This is a genomic window from Cohnella rhizosphaerae (genome assembly GCF_029525575.1).
Lineage (GTDB): Bacteria > Bacillota > Bacilli > Paenibacillales > Paenibacillaceae > Cohnella > Cohnella rhizosphaerae.
In genome coordinates, this window is sequence record NZ_JAPDIA010000003.1 from 2030396 (window position 1) to 2053503 (window position 23108).

Consider the following 23108-nt stretch of genomic DNA (forward strand, 5'->3'; position numbering starts at 1 on the left):
AAGGGATACGAAAAATCGGCAATTTGGCGCAATATGCGAATGCCGACGGCGAAGTTTACGTGAAAATGACCAATGCGGATCCTTCGAGAGGGTTCGGACCCGTGATGTACAGCTTTACGCTTAGCTACGAAGAGCGTATTCCGCCGTTTGCCGTCCGCGCGAACGACGTCTTGAATATTCAGCCGGGAGAGACCAAAGCGTTGGAGCTGGCCGTGACGAATCGCGATACGGTCGCGCATCAAGCGGCGATGTCCGTGCTTCCTACGCTCAAGGACGCGTTGTCCTTCGTTCCGGAGTCGTCATCGGAAGGGGATTATCTGATCGAAAATGAAGGCTCGGCGATCTCCGGAGGCGGTCGTTATGCGGACGGGTCCAACGATTTCGTTTACCGGATTCCCGTACCGCAGGACCTGGGCAACCCTGTATTAAAGCTGACCCTGTCCAACCGCTTTGAAATGTCCTTGTCCGCCGACGGAACGAATTGGAACGTCGTCGACTACGAAGCCGATAGTTCGGTAGAAGGCAGCGCGAACATCAGGGAGCGCAGCTATCCGGTCGGCAGCTACGCAAGCGTTGCGGAAGCGGTCTATGTCAAGATCGGCGATCGCTATGGACAAGGCTGGGGCGGCATGCTCCACAAGCTGACGCTGTCCGGCGACAGCGAACCGGAGCTGGCGATCGCTTTCCCCGACGATCACATCGAGATCCAGCCGCATCAGACGCGAACGATTCGCGTGCTGATCACGCCGAATGCGGATATTGCGACGGCTTCGCCGCAGCAGCCGATTCGCTTGTCGGCAGGCGGGATCGGAAGCGACTATATGCTGCCGGTCAAGATTAACTTCGTCAAGCCGGTCTATGCCGGTCATTGGGCGGCCGCGCCGATCTCCGTAGACGGTATCGTCGATGAGGGCGAGTGGAGCGACGCGCAGGACATCGTCATTAATGAGCGCGATCCGGATCTGCTGCGCTACGGCGCATTGTGGGGAGATACAGGCCATATCGATGCCAGATACCGGCTGAAATGGGACGACACGAATCTGTACGTGCTTGAACAGCGGCAAGACAGCGAGTTTTTGTTTACGGAAACGGGCGCCAATATGTTCAGCTCGACTGCGTCGATGCTCTTCCTCGACACCGACCACGACAAGTCGGGAGCGGCTTACCGGTCAGGCGATTACGCGGTTCTATTTACGGCCGGCGGTCCGGATTCGCAGCCGCATGCTTATATGAGGCAGGGGGATGACGGGGGCGTTCAAGAATATCCATTAACCGATGCGGTCATTCAGTCGAAGGTGGATACGGCGGCGCACGCGTACGTGCTTGAGATGGCGATCCCCTGGAGCGCTTTGCGATCGACGTCCTTTGTTCCGGGCAATGACGAGGTTGCAGGGATGAGCGTGCTCTCGACCCGCAAGCTGAGCGGCAACGTATGGGGACAGCTCATGTGGATGGGCAATGGCGACGATCAGGCGAATTGGGCCGATATGAAGCTGGTCGGCAAGCCTGCTCCGGAGACGCCCGTCGATGTCACGCCGCCGACATCGACCTCGCCGATCGATAGCGGCAGCCGACAAACGGTTACGGCTGCGGATCTTAAAAATGCGCAAGACGGCATTGTACGCATTAAAGTGTTGGAAAACAAAGAGTCCGTATGGCTTCCAACCGATATAGCCGACCTGATCGGTTCGAATCGTCTGCAAATCGAGCAGCACCATATGACGGTCTCGTTCTCCAGGGAGCAGCTGCAGAAAATCCAAAGCGCCGCAACCGGTGCGCAAGCCGCCGGCGCGCAAATCCGTTTCTCGGCGGCGCTTGTTCCAAACGAGACGGTGGCGACTGTTCTTCAAGGCTTGAATAGGAGCTCGCTTCAAGTGACGGCTGCCGGCGACGTCATTGATTTCAAGCTGGATGTCGTTGCCGCCGACGGCTCGGTCCTGCCGGTTGCCGCTTTTGCGGATCCGTTAACGCTCACGTTGAAGGTTAATCCGGATGCGAATGCCCGCTTGTCGGGCGTGTACGAGATTGCGGCGGACGGAACCGCGAAGTATGCGGGCGGAGACCTGACCGATGGCGCGATGACCGTTAAAATCGATCATCCGGCCGCCTATGCCGTGCTGGAATATGACAAAACCTTCTCGGATGTCCCTTCAAGCTTCTGGGCCGGCGAAGTCATTAAGCTGATGGCCGCGAAGCATGTGATCGAGGGCGTATCCGATACGCGGTTTGAACCGCAGGGCATCGTCACGAGAGCGGAATTCTCGGCCATGATTGCGCGGGCATTGGATCTAAAAGCCGTAAACCAGGCGACGTTCAAAGATGTCGATTCAACGAAGTGGTATGCGGACAGCGTCGCCGCCGTATATGAGGCCGGCATTGTGCTTGGAAGAAGCGAGGATTTGTTCGCGCCAAGCGATACGATCACGCGCGAGGAAATGGCAGTGCTGGCGATCCGGGCTTATGCATACAAAAAGGGTCATGCGGGTGCGGGCGCTAGTACCGCTCCATTTAACGATCTGGATCAAATCCACTCGTGGGCGCAAGCGGCGGTTAGTCAAGCGCGAGAACTGGGCTTGCTTGACGGACGCGGCAACAATCGCTTTGCGCCGAAGGAAAGGCTGACGAGAGCGGAAGGCGCGCAAATTCTGTCCGAGTTATGGGTCGCACTTCAACAATAACGAAGTAAAAACGCCCCCTGCCGAGCGTGCTCGTGCGGCAAGGGGGCTTTTCGTTTCGTGAAATCTGGAACCCGCCTGCGCATGGACAGGCTATCATCAAAAAAAGTAGAAAATTTAATAGCGCGACATTGAAATTTTACTATTTGAAAGGAGAGGAAAAGTTTTATGCTTTTGGGAAGCGCTTACTTTTTCTGGCGCAATCCAACGAATGAAGAGGAGGAACGATTAATGGCATTCATGAAAGCAAGGCGTTCAACCCAGTGCTTATTGGCGATCGTTGCCGTGCTGTGCAGCCTGCTCCCCCCTGCCGGGCCTTCGAGCCGATTACGCTTATGCGGCTTCGACGGTCACGGCAAACTTTACGTCCAACAAAGGTACGGGATATCCCGATGTGTTCGGGAGCGCCATCAATACGCTGAACGCGCCGACGAAGCTCGATGCTTTTAAACAATCCGGCAGCAACTTTGCGAGGCGCGACGCCTATTTAGGAGAAATCTTGCCGAATACGACGGTTTCCGCCTATTTGGCGAGCATGCAGAGCGGCACGGGAGTGTCCGATCCTGCGACATGGGACTGGAGCAAGTATGACCCCTGGATCACTGATTACTACAATCGCGGCATCAAAATATTATTGATCATGAGCTACAATACGGGGTGGCTCTCTCACGACGGGACATGGTGGTCTCCGCCTACGAACTGGGTCGTTTACGAGGATGTCGTCAAAAAAAATCTATCAGCGCTATCAAGGTAAGATAGGGATGGTGGAAATCTGGAATGAACCGGACCACCCGAACTTCATGCACATGCCTGCAGGCCCTTACAACGACAGATTAACCGCCTATAAAGATATTTATTATCATGCCGCGTCGGCCATCCGTTCAGTAGACGCTTCCGTGCCGATCGGGGGGGCCGGTCGTATCGGATCCGAACCTCACGAGTTGGGGGACGGCGTTGCTGCAGGACAGCAGAATTACGAGCGGCTCGACCGGCAGCTTGCTCAATTTCTTGAGCTATCACCACTATTATTCCGTGAACAACAACGAGGCCGTCGCCAATTGGAAAAACGCAGCGAAAAATTATAATGCCGCGCTGATCAACTTTCCTGTGTATATAACCGAATGGAATTGGGATTGGCGTTATATCGGGACGCCGCTTAATAATGATCATCCCGATGCCGTCAGCTTTGCCGGCAAGCGGCTAACCGATTTCTATAAGCTGCAGGCCAATGGCGCCAACGTTTTCGCCGATAATGACCAGGTGACGGACAGCGATTTTTTCGGCGTGTATGCGAATGGCTTCCAGACGCCGCGTTCTAACGCTTTTCGGCTGCTGTCCAAGGATCTGGGATTGGGCGTCGGCAACGGCACCATACGAGACATCGCGTTCAGCAGTCCGGTGACGAATGCGGGGGGCTGCTACCAATTCTAACGGCGAACATGTGGCCTGGGTCGTCAACGACGGCACATCTCCAATCGAAATCGATATGAACCTGACCGGCTTGGGGACCCTATCTTCGGTCAAAGCCAATATTTTCGAAGCGAGCGCCTCGAACAACGCCAGATCGCCGTTAACGACGGTTCCCCTGGCGGTGAACGGGGGCAATGCGCTCCTTCATTTGGCGGCTCCCGCCAAATCGGTGGTCGGCGTGCTGCTGACGCCTTACACGATTTCCAATACGACAAATCTTGCCGCGGCCGCCACCGCCACCGTGTCCTCCGCGTCCGGCGGTACGACCGCATCCCTGCTTAACGACGGCATCGTCGGCATCAAGGATTGGGCCTCGAACGCCGAAATGACGCCATGGACGCAATTAACCTGGGCCAGCGGCCAAACGATCGGCAAGGTCGTGCTTTACGACCGCAGCAATCTCACCGATCGGATCAACGGAGGTACGCTGATCTTTAGCGACGGCAGCTCGGTGAACGTGCCTGCGCTGCCCAACGACGGAACCGGAAAAGCCATTCAGTTTTCCAAAAGAACGGTAACCTGGGTCAAGTTCCAGGTCACGGACGGCGCAGGGGCCAACGTCGGATTGTCCGAATTTCAAGTCTATCGCGGTTCGAATATTGCGCCGGCGGCCATGCTGACCGCCTCTTCGCAACTGAATACCGCTGCGGCAGCGCACAGCAAAGCGACTGATAATGTCATCGGAGCGGCAACGGGCGAATGGTCGTCGGCGGAGGTCAACCCGTGGCTGCAATTGAACTGGCTCAACAACCAGACGATCAACGAGGTGGTCTTGTACGACCGGGCCGACACGTCGGTCAATGCCAACGGCGGCATATTGACCTTCAGCGACGGCAGCTCGATCTCGGTTAGCGGCATTCCTGCAGACGGCGCGGCTAAAGCGGTTTCGTTCGCGGATAAATCGGTCTCCTGGGTTAAATTTCAGACCAGCGGCGGCGCGGGCGTCCATGTCGGATTGTCCGAGATTCAGGTGTTCCAGGCGGTTAACGCGGCGAGCAGCGCAGTCGTGACGGTATCTTCCCAGGCCTCCGATCCGGGGAACGCCGCGACGATGGCGACCGATGGCGTCATCAACCAATGGTACAAGGGAGAATGGGCCTCCGATGGGCAACAGAGCCCGTGGATTCAGCTTAATTGGCCGAGCAGCCAACGCATTAACAAGGTTGTGCTGTACGACCGTCCGAACATGATCGATTCCGCCAACGGAGGCACGCTGACGTTCAGCGACGGCAGCTCGATTGCGGTGTCGGGAATCGATAATTCAGGCTTGGGCAAGGTTGTCTCGTTTCCGTTCAAGCTGGTCAACTGGGTGCGCTTCCAGGCTTCAGGCAGCGGGCCGAATGTAGGCTTGGCGGAAATCGAAGCCTTTGGCAAGGAAGCGTCCGGGGGAAGGGTATTCGAGGCTGAGGGCGCAGAGGCCGCTCACCGGATCGGGCGCGCGGACGGCAACGGCTGGTCCGCCAGCTGGACATTGGATAACGCGGATCATATGGTGTATGGTCCCTACTGGAACAATGTCGCGGCCGGCAGCCATTATGCGGTATTCAGAATGATGACGGACAATAATACGGCTAACGACGATTCCGTAGCCAGAATCGAAGTGTACGACGCTACGACAAGCGCGATGCTCGCGCAGAAGACCCTTACAAGAAAGCAATTCATTTCTACGTTCACGTACCTGGATTTCCCGTTGCCGTTCTCTTCGGTCGCCGGGCATGAATTGGAATTCAGGGTTTATTGGCTGAACGTTGCTTATATTAACGTAGACAAGATTACGCTTGATCCCAGTTAAAAGGAAGCGCGACAAAAAGCCGTTGGAGCGCCAACGGCTTTTTTGTCGCGCTTTAGGTCGCAATCTAGAAGGCAGGCAAGCAGACAGGCGGGCTTGCAGTCGCGCGGCCTTCCTACGTCGTGCGTCCTTCGTTCAATTTAACGGGAATGACGATTTGCCGGTTGATGGCGGGGTCCTCGATGGCCGCCAGCAGCAAGCCGATCGCCTCCTCGCCCATTTTATCCTCCTGCTGCTCGATATAGCTGAACAGGCACCCTTGGAAGTCGCGAATCGGGGGCGCGTCGAAGGAAAGAATGGCAAGCTCCTCGGGCACCTTTTTGCCGAGCTCCATCGCGACGTCGGCCGCATACAGCGCGATCGTGTTGGAAAAAGCGAAAATCGCCGTAATCTCGGGCTGCGACGCCAGCCACTTGCGAATCATGTCGCGACCGATATTCGGGTCCAAATAGGTGACTTCGTCGATGCGGGTCAGCCAGTGCGCGGGCTCGATTTTTAATCCCGCCTTTTTTGGCCATGTCCAGGTAGCCGGAGAAGCGGTCCTCGGAGCTGGACGTTTTCGATTTGGTGCCCGATATGATCCCGATTTGACGATGGCCTTTTTTGAACCAAAAACTCGGTTCCGATACGCCCGCCGGCAAAATTGTCGGAATAGACGGCATTCGTCTTGATGCCCGGCAAATAACGGTCGATGAGGACGAACGGGAAGCCTTCCGTTTTTAAATTCAATACGGCCTCGCTGTAGGCCTCGCCGTCTACCGGGAAAATCAGCAATCCGTCGACGCCAGCCGCGCGCAAAAACCGGATGCCTTCCTGCTCTTCGCGCTGCGTCATGGCGGAGCGGACGATCAGGATCAAGTTCTGGTCCTTGCACGCTTCCTGTACGCCGATCAGCAGTCTCATCGAAAATTCGTCGTTCGCCAGGGGGCTGAGAAAGCCCACTTTTTTTAACGGCGGCGCTCGAATCGATCGGGAGGGGCTCGGAGGATTCGGGATCGGCTACGAAAGTGCCCTTGCCCGCGATTCGATAGATGAGTCCGTCTTCGACGAGCATCTTCAGCGCGCTTTTGATCGTAATGCGGCTGACGCCGTGTTGTTGAACGAGCTCGGACTCGGTCGGGATCTGGTCGCCCGGCTTCAAGACGCCGAGATTAATTTTTTCTTTAAGCATATCTCTGATCTGGAGATATAACGGTTGGTTATCGGAGGTCAAGGACATATTCCTCTCGTCAAAAGGTATTATAAAGTAATATAACATTATGCCATTAGAGAAGCAACGGAATTGGAAAATCTTATATAACCTTGACGAAAGGTATGGAATAAATATAACAAAACAACAATTGACATAAGACAATATGTATATTATCATATGGCTTAAAGAAAGCGGATACAAATTTCTGGTTTGGGGGAAGGCATTTGCGGACGATTTGGAAATGGCGCTACTTTTACTTGCTGCTGACGCCCACGCTGCTGTATTTTATTTTGTTCAGCTATGTTCCGTTTTACGGCGTCGTCATCGCCTTCAAAAACTTTCAGCCGTTTTTGGGCATCGGGGACAGCCCGTGGGTCGGGTGGAAAAATTTCGAGACGATGTTTTCGTCCGTCAAGTTTCCCGAACTGATCCGCAATACGGTACTGATCAGCACGTACAGAATTATTTTCGGTTTTCCCGTTCCGATCCTCTTCGCCCTGCTGCTGAACGAAGTGCGCGTCATGTGGTTCAAGCGGAGCATTCAGACGATCGCGTATTTTCCCCACTTTCTGTCCTGGGTCATCTTCGGAGGCATTATCTACAATGTCGTCGGCCCTTCCGGCATCATTAACTTGCTGCTCGACAAGGTCGGCATCGAAGCGATCAATCTGTCGGCCAACCCGGATCTATTTCGCCCGCTGGTCGTCGTCACCGGCATCCTCAAGGAGTTCGGATGGGCGGCGATCATCTACCTGGCCGCGCTGACCGGCATCGATCCGCATCTGTACGAAGCGGCCAAGATCGACGGGGCGAGCAAGCTCCGGCAGATCTGGCATATTACGCTGACGGGCATCCGGCCGATGATCGCGATGCTGCTGATCCTTCAGCTGGGCAGCATTCTGGATGCCGGCTTCGAGCAGATTCTGATTCTGTCCAACCCGGTCGTCTACGGTGTCGGGGATATCATCGATACGTACGTTTACCGCGTCGGATTGCTGGAAGCGAACTATGGATTAGCCACGGCCGTGGGACTCTTTAAAGGCGTGATCGCCGCGATCTTGATCGTGTCGGCCAATCAGATCATTCGACGGACAGGAGAGAAGTCGCTTTGGTAAATCCACCGGTTCAAGCGGATACGAACGAATTGGCGCTCATCAACCGACCCGGAAGCTTGGACCGCAATCCGGCGTGGGTCCAAACCTTGATCTATCTCGCATTGAGCGCGATGGCGCTGATCACCTTGCTGCCGATTTTGAACGTGTTCGCCATGTCGTTCAGCGAGGCGGACGCGATCTTCAAGCACCCGCTCATGATCATGCCGTACAGCTTTACCTTCGCGGCATACGAGTATATTTTTTCGACCTCGATCCTGCTGAAGTCGTTTTTCGTCACCGTCTTTGCCACGGTCGTAGGCACGCTCTGCAATCTGGCTTTTACGATAACGGGGGGCTTACTCGCTCTCCAAGACGGCCATGCCGGGCAATAAATTCCTGCTATGGATCTGCATCTTCCCGATGCTGTTCGGGGCGGGGCTGATCCCGACCTACATGCTGCTCAAGGAGCTGCACCTGCTCAACAACATTTGGGTGCTCGTCGTGTCGGGCATGGTCGTTCCATTTAACCTGATCCTGATGCGCAATTTTTTCTGGAGCATCCCCGAGGAGCTGGAGGAGGCCATGCGGATCGACGGCGCTTCCGATATGGGCATTTTGTGGAAAATGGTCATTCCGCTCTCGAAGCCGGCCATCGCCACGATCGGTCTATTTTACGCCGTCGCTCACTGGAACGACTTTTTTTACCGGCTTGTTTTATCTGAACGATAATACGAAATGGCCGCTTCAGGTGCTGCTTCGTTCCATCGTCATCGATATGAACGCCCTCAATACGCGGGGCGTAACGGCCGTGATCGGCCAGGACGCGACCAAGATCATGCTGACGCCGGAAAATATCAAGGCGGCGACGATCATTTTCTCGATCGTACCGATCCTGCTGGTCTATCCGTTCCTCCAAAAGTATTTCGTAAAAGGCATCATGCTCGGATCCGTGAAAGGCTGAACGCGTTGAGAGATCCGCAAGGATTTTTCATATAAAACAAATTGGCGAAGGGGTGTCTTGCAACATGCGTAAAAGCGGAATCATGCTGCTCGTTCTGGCGATGATGACAGCCATGTTGGCGGCTTGCTCGGGGAACAAGGAAAACGGAAAGGCGGGCGAATCGGGCTCGACGCAAGGAGGAAGCCAAGCGGCAAGCGCGTCCGCGGGGAGCAAAGAGGAGACGGCCAAGTTCAGCTATGTGCGGCCGGTATGGGGGGCGGCCACCTATACGAAAGGCGGCGCCTACGAGAAAGAGATGTTCGAGAAAGCGAACGCGAAAATCGACGTGCAGATCATCCCGGTAACCGAATACGACCAGAAAATCATGACCGTCATCGCATCCGGCGATATTCCCGACGTGTTCTGGGCATTGGGGCCGACGGACAAGAAGTTCAAAGATATGCAGGACCAGGGCGCCTTTTTTGAGAATTAACGATTACCTCGAGAAATATCCCGCCATCAAGGATGCCGTGCCGCAATCGGTGTGGGACACGCTGACGGACGACAAAGGCAATATTTATTTTATTCCCAACGTATCCAATCCGCTCATTCCGATCTTCATGTATTACCGCCAGGACATCTTCGAGAGCCTCGGCATCGCCGAGCCGAAGACCGTTCAAGAGCTGGAGGCCGCGCTGGCCAAAATCAAGCAAAGCGACGCCAAAATGATTCCGCTGACCGCCCAGGACACGATCTGGGGACTCGGCGCGCTGTCGACCTCCTTCGGATTTACGCATTTCGGCTGGGGACCGGCGACCGGCGAGGACAAAGAGAACCCGAATACGATCGTTCCTTTCTATTTAACGAAGGAAATGAAGGACTACTATTTTTACTTGAAGGACCTCAGAGCCAAGGGACTGCTGGACAAGGAATTTCTGATGGCGAAAAACTGGGATCACGCGAAGCAAAAGTTCACCTCCGGCCAGGCGGCGGTGCTCGGCATCAACTGGGGCTACGGTCCGGAAATTTACTCGACGCTGAAGAAGACGCATCCGGAAGCGAAGATCGGCGTTCTGCCTCCGCTGGAAGGTCCGGGCGGCGCGATGGGCGGCATTCGTCCGTTCGGCGCGTGGGACAGAGGAATGTACGTGAACGCGAAAATGGCCGATCCAGACGGATTTTTCCGCGTGCTCAACTGGACGCTGACGGAAGGCAGCGATTTTAGAAGATACGGCGTAGAAGGCAAAACCTACAACGTGGTAGACGGCAAGAAGGTGCTGCTGGGAGACGACGAGAAGGAAACGGATTACAAGACCGGCCAGATCGAGCCGCTGAAGTTCCTGCAGCCGATGTCCGAAGCGCTGGATTGGGATACGATCCAGGCCACCTACGAAGGCGCCGGGGTCGGGGAGGCGTTCGCGGAAGCCAAAGCCAAATTCGAGGCGTACAACGCCGTTCAATATCCGGAATACCGCAATCCGACCGTCTTCTCTCCGCTTGAAGTCGAACAAGGCGCGCAGCTGTATACCGATTATCTGCAATCGGTGATCGACGGCGCGATCATCAACGACAAAGTGACCGGGCAAGAATGGGATACGGCGATCGACAAGTATCTGAAGGCCGGCGGACAGAAAATCGTCGATGAAGTGAACGAGCTTCAGAAAAATAAAACGAAGCCCCAGTATTAAAAAGAGGATAGGAGAATCCGGAGAATGACCCTACAGCAACAGAGCAAGCAGCTCGGCAAAGTGTACGTCGTCTCTCATACGCACTGGGACAGGGAATGGTACCAGGACTTCCAAAGCTTCCGGACGCGGCTCGTCTACATGATGGACGAATTGCTGGATCGTCTGCGGGAGGATGCCGCCTACCGGCACTTTATGCTCGACGGCCAGACGATCATGATCGAGGATTACCTGCAAATTCGTCCGGAACGAAAAGAAGAGCTGTTGAAGCATTTGCGGGAAGGCAGACTGGCAGCGGGCCCCTGGTATGTCATGCCGGACGAATTTCTCGTGAGCGGGGAGTCGCTCGTGCGCAACTTGCTGACCGGCTTCCGGCAATCGAGAAAGCTGGGATTCGAGCCGATGAAGTCGGGCTACGTGAACGATATTTTCGGGCACAACAGTCAGATGCCGCAAATTTTCCAAGGGTTCGGCATCGATAACGCGGTGTTGTTCCGCGGGTTTTACGGCAACGGGGGATCCCGCGGAAATGTGGTGGGAAGGCGCCGACGGCAGCCGATTGCTTGGTCTGAAGCTGGACGAAGACCGGTCCTACAGCGATTTTTACTTCTTCCTGCGCTGGCCGTTTCTCGATCGGGCGTTCCAGTACGAGGAGCAAGAGCTGGTCGAACGCGCCGAGGCGATGCTCGACTACAAAGCCAGACGCGCGACGACGGACATCGCGCTCAGTCTCGACGGCTGCGACCATATCGAGATCGAGCCGAATCTGGGCTGGATGCTGGACCGGTTAAACGACAGGACCCCGGGCGTGGCGTGGGAGCATAGCACGATCGAAGCTTATGTGGCGGCGCTGCGCGCCCGGATCGGCGAGCTTGAAGTGTTCAAGGGCGAGCAGCGCATGCCCGGCTACAACGGCGTCAACAACATGGTGCTGGCGAACGTGCTGTCGTCCCGCGTACATCTCAAGCAGCACAATCAGCATGGCGAGAACCTGCTGACCGGGTGGGCGGAGCCGTGGAGCGCGTTTGCGTCGCGGGACGGACGCCCTTACCCGAAGGCGTTCCTCGACCTGGCCTGGAAGCATTTGCTTGAAAATCATCCGCACGACTCGATCTGCGGCTGCTCGATCACGCAGGTTCACGAGGATATGCTGTATCGCTTTGCCCAGAGCCGTTCGCTCGGGGAAGGCATGCTGGCCGAAGCGTTCAATTACGTGTCCGGGCATATCGCGGAGCAAGCGTTAGAGGGACGGCACGCCGTCGTGCTGTTCAATTCGTCCCAGCGCCCCGTCGACGGCGTGATCCAAGTCGAACTGGAGCTGCCGCTCAATACGGCGGTGCCCGCCGTATCGCCGCAGATCGGCGGCGCGAACTTTAGGTTGCTGGATTCGGAGGGCCAGGAGGTGCCTTTCCAGGTCGTCGGCGTGAAGAAGCAGAGCATGAGAAGATGGCGTCCCTACCGCGATATTCCGCACGGGGGAGCAGGTCGACAGGATCACGGTCGCGCTGAAAGGCGACATTCCCGCGTTCGGCTATACGACGTACACGGTCGATATGCAGGCGTCCGAGCCGCCGGGCAAAGGGGGAATACGGATTTCGCCGGGCCGCGGAGCCCGTACGTTATATCGGCAGCCAGCAGATCGCGCCGAACGTATGGGAGAACGGCAGGCTTCGTCTGGAAGTCGCGGCGAACGGCACGCTTGCGCTGCGCGATCTGGACACCGGCTACGAGACGGAAGGCTTGCTGACGTTCGAGGATCAAGCCGATATCGGGGACGGCTGGCAGTACATCGCGCCGGTCGGCAACGAGACGGCCAGCTCGGCGGCCGGCGGCGCGTCTGTGTCCGTCGTGCATGACGGGCCGCTGGAAACGTGTCTGCGCGTCGCGCTGCGGCTGGAGGTGCCGGAAGAGATCGCGCCGGACCGGACGAGGCGTTCGGACAAGCGGACCGGTCTCGCGGTCGCTACTTATATCACGCTTCGCAAGAACGACCCGGTCGTCCGCTGCCGCACGGTCGTGGACAACGGCGTGCGCGACCATCGTCTGAAGCTGCTGTTCCCGACGCGCGTCGACAGCGACCGCTACTATACCGGCACGCCTTTCGATATCGTGGAGCGAAGCGTCCGGCTTCCGGATTACAGCCGTCATATGGAGAAGGACAGCGGGATCGTGCCTTCGAACGGGCTGCTGGCCATCCGCGGCGAGGGGCATGGATTCGCCGTCTACAGCAAGGGGCTCTACGAGGCGCAACTGCGCGACGACCGGACGCGGACGGCGGCGCTGACGCTGTACCGAAGCACGAGGGACGAGGTGCTGAGCGACGGCGGCGACGGCGGCCAACTGCTGGGACGACTGGAATTCGAGTATGCGTTCCGGCCTTTCGCGCCGGCCGACGCCTCATGGGGCGACTTGCTTGCCGAGCAGCAGCAATTCTCGCTGGGCATCCGGAGCGTGAACCGGAAGCCGGGACCGGTCGCTTTCGAGACGCTGCACAGACGGGCGACCGACCTGCCTGCCCGGCACGCTTATCTGGGCCTGACGGGCGCCGATCTGATCGTCAGCGCCTGCAAGCGGGCCGAAGACGATGCCGGCGCCTGGATCGTCCGGCTGTGGAACTGCTCGGATCGCGAGACGAGCGGTAGCCTTCGGCCGGCCGATCCCGTGATCAGGGCGGAGCGGACGAATCTGGACGAGCACACCGTCGGCACGGTCGAAGTCGAGCAGGACAACAGCTTGCGCGTCGCGGCGAAGCCCAAGGAAATCGTAACCTTGAAGCTTTGGTTTGGTCCGCAGAAGGAGCGTTGACCGATGCGCATCGATCTGACGGAAAATTGGGAGTTGACCGGATCGTACCCCGGCTTCTGGGCGTTCGGCCGGAGCATGGAGGTGGGCGTGCAGCTCAAGGGGATCGTCCCTTGGCTGCCGGCCGAAGTGCCCGGCAGCGTACATTGGGATTTGCAACGCGCGGGCTATTTGCCCGACCCGTATTACGGCGCGAACGCGCCGGCTTGCGAATGGGTGAACCAGCGGGACTGGCTGTACAGAACTTCTTTTACCGCCGAAGCGTCGTGGAAAGGCAAACGGATCGCGCTGCTGCTCGATGGCGTCGATCATTCGGCGCAGGTGCTGCTTAACGGCGAGCGAATCGGCAGTCACGCGGGGATGTTCGTTCCCGGCGAATTCGATCTGTCGGCTTCGCTGCGGTATGGCGAGCGCAATACGCTTGTCGTGGTGGTGGAGCGGTCGCCGGACGGTGTGGCCCAGCTTGGCTACACGCAGCAGGTGGAGCATCTGAAAAGCAGGTTCGGCTACAGATGGGATTTCTGCCCGCGGCTGGTGCATATCGGACTCTGGAAGGGCGTTAGCCTGCAAATCTCGGAATGGAGCCGGTTCGACAACGTTAGGGTCGAAGCGGTTCCCGGGGCGGACGGAGGCGGCGAAGCGACGGTGAGCGCCGCGATCGACAGCGTACGGTCGGGACGATTCCGGCTGACGGCCGAGCTGTACGAACCTGGCGGCCGGCTCGCCGGGGAGGCCGGCTATGAAGGCCAAGCGGTTCCCGGCTTGCAGACGGTCAGGCAGCGCATCTCGGTTCCGGATGCGCGGCTGTGGTGGCCAAACGGCTATGGAGAGCAGCCTTTGTACCGATTGAAGCTGCGGCTCGAGGCGGCCGAATCGGAGGGCGAATATCGCCTTTCCGACGATCATGAAGCGAACGTGGGCTTCCGCACGCTGTCGTTCCGCGCCAATCCCGGCGCGCCCTCGGATGCGCTGGCGTTCACGGTGGCGGTGAACGGAGAGCCGATCTATATCAAGGGATGGAACTGGGTGCCCGCCGATCAACTGTACGGCAGGGACCGCGAGGACCAGGTTCGGCACCTGATCGCGCTGTCCAAACGGGCCAACGTCAACATGCTTCGCGTGTGGGGCGGCGGTCTGATCGAGAAGGATCTCTTTTACAGGTTATGCGACGAAGCGGGCATTCTCGTCTGGCAGGAGATGATGCAGTCCAGCTCGGGCTTCAACAACGAGCCGTCCGTCAGACCCGCCTTTCTCCATACCGTCTCGCATACGATGCGGCACGTCATTCGCGCCAAGCGCAATCACCCGTCCATGGCCATCTGGTGCGGCGGCAACGAGTTGACGGAGGGCGGACATCTGGACAGCCAGATGGTGCCGCTCACCGACCGGCAGACGAACCTGCGCCTGCTTCGCGATCTCGTCTCCGACCTCGACGAGACGAAGCTTTATCTACCCACCTCGCCTTCAGGCCCGTCTTTTTTTCTGGAAGAGGCCCACGCGGGCGAAGGCAGGATGTACGACGTGCACGGACCGTGGAAGTATGCCGGGGAGACCGCGCACTACCGGCTGTATAACGGGAGCGATGCGCTGCTGCACAGCGAATACGGCGGGGACGGCTTTGCTTCGATCGAAAGCATACAACGCTTCATGCCGGCGGACCGGATGGAAGCCGGGCATGCCGGGTCGGTCGAATGGCTGCTGCACGGCTATGAATACTGGAATATGGACGACCAGCTGCAGTATTTGTTCGGCGATTCCTTCGGTACATTCGATCGGATGGTTATGGCGTCGCAGTGGCTGCAGGCGGAAGGCATACGGTATGCCGTCGAGTCGAACCGCAGGCGGGCGCCTCGCTGCAGCGGAAGCCTGCTATGGCAGCTGAACGAACCGTATCCGAACGTATCCTGCACGAGCGCGATCGACTACTACGGCGACCCGAAGCTGGCTTATAGCTGGGTGGCGAAGGCAAACCGCAATTTGCACGTCTCGCTGCAGTATGACGGCATTTCCTATCGGCCAGGCGATACGTTTAGAGGTTTGATCTATGTAACGGCGGATGGCATGGAAGCGGGCGATCTGACGGTGGAATGGACGGCAAGGGACGAGAAAGGCGGCATCGTTGCGAACGGCGCTTATGCGCTGAACGCAACCGTGGTTGCTGCGGCGTTTGCCGGCACCGTTGAATTTCAAGTTCCCCGGGCTGTCGCCGTATTCGTCACGCTTGACGCGGTCGACGCCGCGGATGGGCGGGCGCTGGCGGACAATGAATATGCCTTCGCCGTCAAGGAACGGGACGAGGAGCCGCCGCTGCAAGCCTTCCTCGCTTTGCCCGCGACAACGATCGAATGGGAGACGAGGGAGGAAGACGGCGCAACGACTGTCGCAGTCCGTAATACGGGAGAGACGGTCGCGCTATGGGTGAGAGTTAGCGGCACGACGCCTGAAGACGGCGGCAACCACCCGGTCGTCCGGCCGCTGGAAGACGGATTTTTGATTTTTCCCGGCGAGACCGTCCGCCGTCGCTTCGCGGACATTTTGCCGCAGGACCGGCGCTGGCGCGTTAAAGCGATGAATACCCCTACCGAGTGAGGTGGTCGTGAATGAAAAAGTCCATTCGCAAGCTGGCGACAACCGCGATCGCAGTCGCGGCGCTGTCGCAGAGCGCCGCCGCCGCGCAGGCGAACGCCTACACTTTTTTCAGACCGGGCAAGACTATCGAACCCATCTGCATCTGCCGGTCGACGCCGCGGCTCCTTATTTGTTCAGCAACAAGGACCCTTACGAAAATGCGATCGCAAACTACGGCAACGCCGGCTACGAAAAGATGGCGATGCTTTCATTCACCCACGATTTTGACAACCGGTATGTCGGCGGCTTCTACGACGGATCGACGCACTACGATATCGTGCAGAAGGACGCCGCTGGCAATCTGAAGCAGCATCTGGGCACGCACAGCTACGTGACGCCGACCGCCGGCTGGAACGATTACGTCCGCGACCAGGCGGTCAAAGCGATCGGCAAGGGCGCGACGACGATCATTCTGGAAGAGCCGGAGCTGTTCGGCGACGCGGGCTACGAGGACGCGTTCAAAGCCGAATGGCTCGCCTATTACGGCACGGCGTGGGCCAACCCGGCCGGCAGCGAGGCCAATTTCCTCAAAGCGTCGAAGCTGCGGAGCTACTTGCTGCAGCGGGAGATCGACGCCGTCTTCGGCTATATCAAGACCCACTATCCGACCGTCAAAACGTATATCGCCGCGCACAGCCAGCTCTCCTACTTCCCCTGGAAAAATCCGTACGCAGGACAGGAAGGATTGGCGAACGCGAGCGTCGACGGCATCGTCGGGCAAGCGTGGTCCAATACGATGGAAGCCGGCGTCCTGTACGAAGGCTCGTCCGTCTCGCTGCCCTTCGAGAACGGTTATCTGGATTACAGCTACTTCGCGCAGCTCGGCAGGGCGAATCCGGGCAAAGACGTCGCGCTCATCATCGACCCGAAGGGCGACGGCTATTCGGCCAAGTCCTGGGACTGGCTGGCGGACATGAACGCCCATCAGTTGACGGCCGCCCTGTCGCAGCCGAACGCGTACCGGTACGAGATCCCGATCTGGCCGGAACGGATCATGGGCATCGACGAAAACGAAGCGCCGGAGAGCTTCAAGACCGCGATGGCGAACGAGATTACGGTTTTGAACGATATGCATAACTATACGGGCGCGATCGCGACGCCCAATCGTCCGCTGAAGGCAGGCATCCTGATCTCGGATACGACGAACTGGCAGGCGGGCGGTCCGGGCAATACGGCCAATCAGGACAGCGTTTATTCGCTCGCGATGCCGCTGCTGCACCGCGGCTTCCTGATCGACGGCGTGCCGCTCGAAGGGATAACGGCCGCGGCGAACCCGCTCAGCCAATACGATGTCGTCTACGTGAGCTACGATCTGATGAAGCCGCAAAGCAGCGCCTACAATATCAAGCTGCGGGACTATGTGAACGGCGGCGGCATCGTGGTCTACTTCGGCGGGCGCACGCCGTACGAGAACACGCCGAACCAATGGTGGAACTCGGGCGGCAGCAGCTACGCCAGTCCCCAGGACCACTTGCTCGGTCTTTTCGGAATCGGCGCGACCGGCCGCACGGCCGGCACGCTGTCGAACGCGACGCTGTCGGCGGAAGCCGGATCGGCGCTGGCTGCCGGCATCGGCTCGCTGCCTTCGACGTCCGGCGTCGGCTATATCGGCTACACGGGCGGCAGCTTCACGCCGATGTATAAGCAGGGGACGACGACGATCGCGTTCGAGAAAAGCTACGGATCCGGGAAGTTCGCGTACTTCGGCATCGATCCGTATTATTTCGGGAACAGCGCCGGCGGCAGCTCCAAAATGTTTAACATCATGCAAAATATCGGCTCCGTGTACAAAAGCGCGTCGGTGAGCGCGCAAAACGCGATTTCCTATACGAGAGGCCCGTACAAAGGCATTTATTCGATCAGCGGCACGGCCGTGGAGACGGGTAAATACATCGACGTGCTCGATCCGGACCTTCAGGTCGTCACGACGCGCAAGGTCGCGCCGGGCAAGTCGGCGCTGCTGAAGGACGTCTCGGGCGCCACGGTGACGACGATCCCCCCGCGTGCTGTTCGCGCAGGGCAACAACCCGGCGATCAGCGAGAACGCTTCGAGCACCGTCGTGACGGCCAAAGGCGCTTCGAATACGCTTGGCGCGCTCCGAATCTTAAGCAAGGACGGCCTCGTACCGCAGCTCGCGACGGCGGTGAACGGCAGCGGCCGCAGCACGCTGTATTCGCAGGAATGGGACGACGAGAGCAAGTCGGCGCTGGTCAAATACTGGAACGATCCCGGCGGCGTGACGGTGACGGTGAACTGGAGCGCCGCGGGCGCGCCGGCGAAGCTGCAGACCAAATCCGTCGACGATCGGGACGCTGCCGTCGCCTATAGCGGCGCCTGGAACAATTGGGACGGCGACAAGCTCGACCACGCCGCGACCGAGAAGTTCAACTACACGGCGGGCGGTTATGCGGAGTTTGCGTTCACCGGCAGCCAGATTCGGGTCATCGGCAAGTACGGCGGCAATCAGGGCAAAGCCGACTTCTACGTCGACGGCGCGCTGCAAGCGTCCGACGTCGATCTGTACGCGCCGGACGCGCGGTACCGCCAGGTGCTGTTTGCGAAAACGGGGCTGACGGACGCCGCGCATACGGTCAAAGTCGTCGTCAAAGGGACGAAAAACGCCGCCTCGACCAACGCGAACGTCGTCATCGACCGGTTCGAGTACGGCACGTCGCTCGCGACCAAGGTGGACGACCGCCACGCATCCGTCGCGTACACCGGCAGCTGGGGGCAGTGGGCGGACGCGTCGGACTACGCAGGCACGGAGACGTTCGGCAGCGCCGTCGGCAACGGCGCGCAGCTGACGTTCACCGGCACGGCCGTGCGCGTGATCAGCAATTTCGGTTCGAACCAAGGCCGGGCCAACATCTATGTGGACGGCAAGCTGGTTCGCACGGTCGATTTGTACAGCGCCGTCAAGAAATATCAGCAGATCATCTACAGCGCGGCCGATCTGACGCCAGGCTCGCACATCGTCAAGGTGGAGGTCGACAGGACGAAAAACGCATCGGCGAGCGATTACAACGTCGTCATCGACGCGTTCGAATTCGGTTAATGCGAGCAACAAGGCGGCCAAGTATGAACGACGGTCGATAGTTGGCGGGTAGTAGTCACGACGAACGACGGCGAACGGGGATGCCCCGTTCGCCGTCGTTGTTCATGGTTGGCATATGCCGGTTCAAGCAGTCAGCGCGAATCCGCCTGTTTGCGAAACGCGATCGGCGACATGCCCGTCTTTTCCCGGAACACCCGTTCAAAATGAGCCAGCGTATTAAATCCCGATGCGTAGCAAATCTCGGTAATCGACGATTCCGAAGCGAGGAGCAGCGATTTCGCGAAGCGAATGCGCAATTGCTGCAAGTAGCCCCGGAACGAGAGGCCGACCGTCTTTTTTAAACAGCCCGCTGAAATAGTTCGGGGCCAGCGCGGCCTGCTTGGCCACGGCTTCAAGCTCCAGATCCTCCCTGAAGTGATGCTCCATATAGAGCACGGCCCTGCGAATGGATAGCGGCAGCACTTGCGAGTCTTTGGTGCGTTCGAGCGAAGCCGATCCGCGACAAGCGCGGGCATGCCTCAGCAATATGCGTTCGAGCAAGTTCTCGAGCATCTTCCGTTTTCCCGGCCGGGTGTCGTTCGCTTCGTTCCACATCGCGGCAAAATCAGCCGCCGCACCATCTTCCGGCGCATAACGATGCCCGAGATGGGGCGCCTCCGAGAACAGCAGAAACCGCAGCTCGTCGTCCAGCATGTCCTCGGAGAAGATGACGTTGATCAGCTCCAGGCCGTCGCCCGCAAGCGGGCTCAGATGATGAAAATCCGCGGGCGTGAGCAAAAAAAGTGCTGCCGGGCCCCACCGGATAGGCTCGACCGTTCCAATCGTTGCGCCCTTCTCCGGACACGATATGCGTAATTTCATAAAATTCATGCCAGTGCAGCCCGGTCGTGCCGCGCAGACATCCGGAAAACACCTGGACGGAGGCGTCCTTCGGCATAAACTGTTCCATCGTAAGCCTTTCGGGCTGCTGGGTCATCCGCATTCCGCCTCCATCCTCGTCTCTGTCTTCGTCTTCCTCTTCGCCTTCGTCAGCCGACTATATCCATGCTTCGCTGCCGCGGAAGCGCATATGCTGCGCCGGATCGAACTTGGGACGCTCTAAATAGCTGTTAACGCCGGGCACCGCTTCGCCTCTGAGCAGGAATGCGCTGGGCCAAGGGTCCACGGTGATGCGCGTGGAAGTCGGGATGTATCTGATGGTCAACCCGCAGCGGCGCATCGGAGACAAATTCGCTTCCGACCCGTGAATCACGTTCGGATGATGCACGGACACGTCGCCCGAGCGGAGAATCAGATCGACCGCCTTGTCTTCCTCCACGAGCGACGGGTCGACCTCCGACTCCAAGACGCTCATGACCTGCGTATTCTGCTTCATTTCCTGCAGCTCCATCGTCTGCGTGCCGGGAATGACGCGCAGGCAGCCGTTCTCCCGTACCGAATCGTCTACGGCCAGCCACAGCGTGACGACGTTCATGGGCGCAAGCGGCCAATAGCTGCCGTCCTGATGCCACAGCACCGGCCTGCCGTCGAAGGGCGGCTTGCTGATGTAGTGGGAAGCGAACAAGGCGATGTTCGGTCCGATGAACTGTTCGGCGATATCGAGCAGCCGGTCGTCGCCGATCAGCCGGATCCAGAACGGATCGTTCGCGAGCAGATCGTTGCCCAGCTGCTCCGGCCGCTTCTCGGGATATTTTTTCATGAGCCAGGCGATGTGTTCTTTGGCTTCCCCCATCAGCTCGGCATCCAGCACGTTCTGAAAGACCGCGTAGCCCAGTTGATCGTACTGCTGCTTTTTTTCCGCCAAAACCGATTGATTATTCATATGAGCACCGTCCTTGAGAGGATTGGTTGATGAATCTCTCGTTATTATAGGATAGGAGCGCGGAAGCCGGCTTTGCATTTCTACATAATGAGTATGCATTTACTCAGGTGTTGAAGGATGGCGGACCGAGCGCTACCGGTTGGCGCCTTGATAGAGATTCGCCTTGATAGAGATTCGCCTTGTACTTCTTCGGACTGACCCCTGTGTATTTCGTAAACACATGCGTGAAGTAAGCGGGCGTATCGATGCCGACGGCACTCGCGACTTCCAATACCTTCCCGGAGGGGGCCTTCAGCAATTTCTTGGCGATCTGGATCCGATGCTTGTTCATGGCGTCGACGATGGATTCGCCGGTCTCCCGCCTGTACAAGCGGCTCAGATAGCTGCTGTTGACGTGGATATGGTCGGCGATGATCTGCAGCGTCAGATTCCGGTTAAAGTTGTCGCGGCATTTCAGCGACTATGGGCAACGGCAGCTTCGGCCCGAATGCCAGCCTGACCCGCGGCGATTTCCTGGTCATGCCGGGCCCCGGCCCTTTAGCGAAGCCCCACAGTTTCCTCCAGGTAACTCCCTCACGCGAAAGTGCCTACTTACGCAAATGGAACGATGACTCTACAATGGGCTAGAACTGAGCAAGCACAATCACCCGAAGGAGAGATCATTCCATGGAACTTCAATTGGCGCTGGATCTTGTAGATATCCCCGGAGCGAAGCAAGTCGTTGCGGAAGTGGCGGATCATATCGATATCGTGGAGATCGGCACGCCTGTCGTCATCAACGAGGGGCTGCGAGCGGTTAAGGAAATCAAGGAGGCTTTTCCGTCGCTGCGCGTGCTGGCCGATCTGAAAATCATGGATGCCGGCGGCTACGAGGTCATGAAGGCATCCGAAGCGGGCGCTGATATTATCACCGTGCTGGGCGTATCGGACGATTCGACGATTCGCGGCGCCGTCGAGGAAGCCCGCAAGCAAAACAAAAAAAATCATGGTCGACATGATCAACGTGAAGGACATCGAAGGCAGAGCGCAAGAGATCGACGCGCTCGGCGTTGATTACATCTGCGTGCACTCCGGTTACGATCATCAGGCCGAAGGCAAAAACTCCTTCGAGGAGCTTGCGGCGATCAAACGCGTCGTCAAGCAAGCCAAGACGGCGATCGCCGGCGGCATCAAGCTGGACACCCTGCCGGAAGTCATCAATGCCCAGCCGGACCTCGTCATTGTCGGCGGCGGCATCACCGGCCAGGCGGACAAGAAGGCGACGGCGGCCGAAATGAAGAAATTGGTCGGCCTGGCCTAAACGCATGGAAGCGATCCAATACGTCGCCGAGATCGTCAAGGAGCTCCAGCGTTCGGCCGAGCAGATCGCCGATGCGGAAGCCGAGACGCTGGCGGATCTCATTTTGCAATCGAACCATGTATTCGTCGCCGGCGCAGGCAGATCGGGCCTGATGGGACGGGCCTTCGCCATGCGTCTGATGCACACCGGGGCCAACGCCTATGTGGTCGGCGAGACGATCACGCCCGGCATCGGCAAAGGCGATGTACTGATCATCGGAACCGGCTCGGGGGGAAACGAAAAGCTTGATCCCGATGGCCCAAAAAGCGAAAAGCTTCGGCGCATCCGTCGTGGCCGTCACGATCGCGCCCGAGTCTACGATCGGAAGCCTGGCAGACGCGGTGGTCAGGCTGCCCGGATCGCCCAAGGATCAAGCAAGCGGCAGCTATTCGACCATTCAGCCGATGGCTTCGCTGTTCGAGCAGACGCTGTTGATCTTTTACGACGCCGTCATTCTCAGAATGATGGAGAAGCAGGGACAGGACAGCGGCCGGATGTACGGCAGGCATGCCAACCTGGAATAGCGGACGCCAACCGCTCAAATAACGGACCGGACAGTCCTTGCCTTCGCGGCGGGGGCTGTTCTTTAGTTTCCAGTTGGTAGGTATAGGCTTTT

At 58.3% G+C, this 23108-nt stretch carries 22 protein-coding genes and 4 pseudogenes; 18 read left to right on the plus strand and 8 right to left on the minus strand.

The window, feature by feature from the left end; genetic code table 11:
• Positions 1-65 precede the first annotated feature (65 nt).
• The 4 genes from OMP40_RS14690 to OMP40_RS14705 all read left to right on the plus strand — a co-directional run bounded on the left by OMP40_RS14690 (position 66) and on the right by OMP40_RS14705 (position 5937).
• Complete coding sequence (locus OMP40_RS14690; RefSeq protein WP_277533193.1) at positions 66-2678, plus strand: S-layer homology domain-containing protein; 2613 nt, start codon at positions 66-68, stop codon at positions 2676-2678.
• A 391-nt stretch (positions 2679-3069) separates the two neighbouring features.
• Positions 3070-3429 carry a hypothetical protein gene (locus OMP40_RS14695; RefSeq protein ID WP_277532303.1) on the plus strand — a complete coding sequence of 120 codons (360 nt, stop codon included), beginning with the start codon at positions 3070-3072 and terminating at the stop codon, positions 3427-3429.
• A gap of 200 nt (positions 3430-3629) precedes the next feature.
• Positions 3630-4106 carry a hypothetical protein gene (locus OMP40_RS14700; RefSeq protein ID WP_277532305.1) on the plus strand — a complete coding sequence of 159 codons (477 nt, stop codon included), beginning with the start codon at positions 3630-3632 and terminating at the stop codon, positions 4104-4106.
• A complete protein-coding gene (locus OMP40_RS14705; protein WP_277532306.1) occupies positions 4081-5937 on the plus strand; it encodes a DUF7402 domain-containing protein in 1857 nt (618 codons plus the stop codon). The genes OMP40_RS14700 and OMP40_RS14705 overlap by 26 nt, the downstream gene beginning before the upstream one ends.
• Positions 5938-6049: 112 nt before the next feature.
• Here the strand turns inward: OMP40_RS14705 and OMP40_RS14710 are convergent, their stop codons facing one another.
• The 3 genes and pseudogenes from OMP40_RS14710 to OMP40_RS41750 form a co-directional block, all read right to left on the minus strand.
• Positions 6050-6382 carry a substrate-binding domain-containing protein gene (locus tag OMP40_RS14710; protein ID WP_277532308.1) on the minus strand — a complete coding sequence of 111 codons (333 nt, stop codon included), beginning with the start codon at positions 6380-6382 and terminating at the stop codon, positions 6050-6052.
• A 47-nt stretch (positions 6383-6429) separates the two neighbouring features.
• On the minus strand, positions 6430-6876 hold the full coding sequence (locus OMP40_RS14715; RefSeq protein ID WP_277532309.1) for a substrate-binding domain-containing protein: 447 nt from the start codon (positions 6874-6876) through the stop codon (positions 6430-6432).
• Positions 6877-6946: 70 nt separating this feature from the next.
• Positions 6947-7303, minus strand: a pseudogene (locus tag OMP40_RS41750) (GntR family transcriptional regulator); the annotation flags it as partial.
• Between the two features lie 47 nt (positions 7304-7350).
• Between OMP40_RS41750 and OMP40_RS14720 the strand changes: the two are divergent.
• From OMP40_RS14720 to OMP40_RS14770, 11 genes are all read left to right on the plus strand, one after another.
• On the plus strand, positions 7351-8241 hold the full coding sequence (locus OMP40_RS14720; RefSeq protein WP_277532310.1) for an ABC transporter permease: 891 nt from the start codon (positions 7351-7353) through the stop codon (positions 8239-8241).
• Positions 8235-8612: an ABC transporter permease family protein gene (locus tag OMP40_RS14725; RefSeq protein ID WP_277532312.1), complete on the plus strand. Its 378-nt coding sequence runs from the start codon at positions 8235-8237 to the stop codon at positions 8610-8612. The genes OMP40_RS14720 and OMP40_RS14725 overlap by 7 nt, the downstream gene beginning before the upstream one ends.
• Complete coding sequence (locus tag OMP40_RS14730) at positions 8599-8949, plus strand: carbohydrate ABC transporter permease (protein ID WP_277532314.1); 351 nt, start codon at positions 8599-8601, stop codon at positions 8947-8949. Before OMP40_RS14725 ends, OMP40_RS14730 begins: the two co-directional genes overlap by 14 nt.
• A gap of 19 nt (positions 8950-8968) precedes the next feature.
• Positions 8969-9181 carry a hypothetical protein gene (locus tag OMP40_RS14735; RefSeq protein WP_277532315.1) on the plus strand — a complete coding sequence of 71 codons (213 nt, stop codon included), beginning with the start codon at positions 8969-8971 and terminating at the stop codon, positions 9179-9181.
• Between the two features lie 64 nt (positions 9182-9245).
• Positions 9246-9653 (plus strand): type 2 periplasmic-binding domain-containing protein, encoded by a 408-nt coding sequence (locus OMP40_RS14740; RefSeq protein WP_277532317.1) that lies wholly within the window; start codon positions 9246-9248, stop codon positions 9651-9653.
• The gene (locus OMP40_RS14745) at positions 9643-10848 is read left to right on the plus strand and encodes an extracellular solute-binding protein (protein WP_277532318.1); all 1206 of its coding nucleotides are present in this window, start codon (positions 9643-9645) and stop codon (positions 10846-10848) included. Before OMP40_RS14740 ends, OMP40_RS14745 begins: the two co-directional genes overlap by 11 nt.
• Before the next feature lie 24 nt (positions 10849-10872).
• Entirely contained in the window at positions 10873-11670 is a 798-nt protein-coding gene (locus OMP40_RS14750) for a glycoside hydrolase family 38 N-terminal domain-containing protein (protein ID WP_277532320.1), read from the plus strand.
• A gap of 100 nt (positions 11671-11770) precedes the next feature.
• Positions 11771-12592, plus strand: coding sequence for a hypothetical protein (locus OMP40_RS14755; protein ID WP_277533195.1), 822 nt, complete (start codon positions 11771-11773; stop codon positions 12590-12592).
• Entirely contained in the window at positions 12559-13650 is a 1092-nt protein-coding gene (locus tag OMP40_RS14760) for a glycosyl hydrolase-related protein (protein ID WP_277533197.1), read from the plus strand. The genes OMP40_RS14755 and OMP40_RS14760 overlap by 34 nt, the downstream gene beginning before the upstream one ends.
• A 3-nt stretch (positions 13651-13653) precedes the next feature.
• Positions 13654-16236: a glycoside hydrolase family 2 protein gene (locus OMP40_RS14765; RefSeq protein WP_277532321.1), complete on the plus strand. Its 2583-nt coding sequence runs from the start codon at positions 13654-13656 to the stop codon at positions 16234-16236.
• A 7-nt stretch (positions 16237-16243) separates the two neighbouring features.
• Entirely contained in the window at positions 16244-18604 is a 2361-nt protein-coding gene (locus OMP40_RS14770) for a type 1 glutamine amidotransferase family protein (RefSeq protein WP_277532323.1), read from the plus strand.
• 858 nt (positions 18605-19462) lie between these two features.
• Here the strand turns inward: OMP40_RS14770 and OMP40_RS41755 are convergent.
• The 5 genes and pseudogenes from OMP40_RS41755 to OMP40_RS14785 all read right to left on the minus strand — a co-directional run bounded on the left by OMP40_RS41755 (position 19463) and on the right by OMP40_RS14785 (position 21610).
• On the minus strand, positions 19463-19627 hold the full coding sequence (locus tag OMP40_RS41755) for a helix-turn-helix domain-containing protein (RefSeq protein WP_420871978.1): 165 nt from the start codon (positions 19625-19627) through the stop codon (positions 19463-19465).
• Positions 19548-20108, minus strand: a complete 561-nt coding sequence (locus tag OMP40_RS14775; RefSeq protein WP_277532325.1) for a hypothetical protein — start codon at positions 20106-20108, stop codon at positions 19548-19550. The genes OMP40_RS41755 and OMP40_RS14775 overlap by 80 nt, the downstream gene beginning before the upstream one ends.
• 46 nt (positions 20109-20154) lie before the next feature.
• Positions 20155-20313 (minus strand): annotated as a pseudogene (locus tag OMP40_RS41760) (AraC family transcriptional regulator); the annotation flags it as partial.
• A 54-nt stretch (positions 20314-20367) separates the two neighbouring features.
• Positions 20368-21153, minus strand: a complete 786-nt coding sequence (locus OMP40_RS14780) for a phytanoyl-CoA dioxygenase family protein (protein WP_277532328.1) — start codon at positions 21151-21153, stop codon at positions 20368-20370.
• A gap of 103 nt (positions 21154-21256) precedes the next feature.
• On the minus strand, positions 21257-21610 hold the full coding sequence (locus OMP40_RS14785; RefSeq protein WP_277533198.1) for a helix-turn-helix transcriptional regulator: 354 nt from the start codon (positions 21608-21610) through the stop codon (positions 21257-21259).
• On the opposite strand from OMP40_RS14785, the gene OMP40_RS41765 reads away from it, so the two are divergent.
• From OMP40_RS41765 to hxlB, 3 genes and pseudogenes are all read left to right on the plus strand, one after another.
• On the plus strand, positions 21604-21780 hold the full coding sequence (locus OMP40_RS41765; RefSeq protein WP_420871979.1) for a hypothetical protein: 177 nt from the start codon (positions 21604-21606) through the stop codon (positions 21778-21780). The two genes, OMP40_RS14785 and OMP40_RS41765, sit on opposite strands and share 7 nt — an antisense overlap.
• A 39-nt stretch (positions 21781-21819) precedes the next feature.
• A pseudogene (gene hxlA, locus OMP40_RS14790) lies at positions 21820-22453 on the plus strand (3-hexulose-6-phosphate synthase).
• A 4-nt stretch (positions 22454-22457) separates the two neighbouring features.
• Positions 22458-23016 (plus strand): annotated as a pseudogene (hxlB, locus tag OMP40_RS14795) (6-phospho-3-hexuloisomerase).
• Positions 23017-23108 lie beyond the last annotated feature (92 nt).

Bases quoted from the DNA above. Each gene is read 5' to 3' on its own strand.
- OMP40_RS14690 (WP_277533193.1), top strand. From the start codon at position 66: ATGACCAATGCGGATCCTTCGAGAGGGTTCGGACCCGTGATGTACAGC.
- OMP40_RS14730 (WP_277532314.1), top strand. From the start codon at position 8,599: ATGCCGGGCAATAAATTCCTGCTATGGATCTGCATCTTCCCGATGCTG.
- OMP40_RS14705 (WP_277532306.1), top strand. From the start codon at position 4,081: ATGCGGGGGGCTGCTACCAATTCTAACGGCGAACATGTGGCCTGGGTC.
- OMP40_RS14750 (WP_277532320.1), top strand. From the start codon at position 10,873: ATGACCCTACAGCAACAGAGCAAGCAGCTCGGCAAAGTGTACGTCGTC.
- OMP40_RS14740 (WP_277532317.1), top strand. From the start codon at position 9,246: ATGCGTAAAAGCGGAATCATGCTGCTCGTTCTGGCGATGATGACAGCC.
- OMP40_RS14755 (WP_277533195.1), top strand. From the start codon at position 11,771: ATGGTGCTGGCGAACGTGCTGTCGTCCCGCGTACATCTCAAGCAGCAC.
- OMP40_RS14780 (WP_277532328.1), bottom strand. From the start codon at position 21,153: ATGAATAATCAATCGGTTTTGGCGGAAAAAAAGCAGCAGTACGATCAA.
- OMP40_RS14765 (WP_277532321.1), top strand. From the start codon at position 13,654: ATGCGCATCGATCTGACGGAAAATTGGGAGTTGACCGGATCGTACCCC.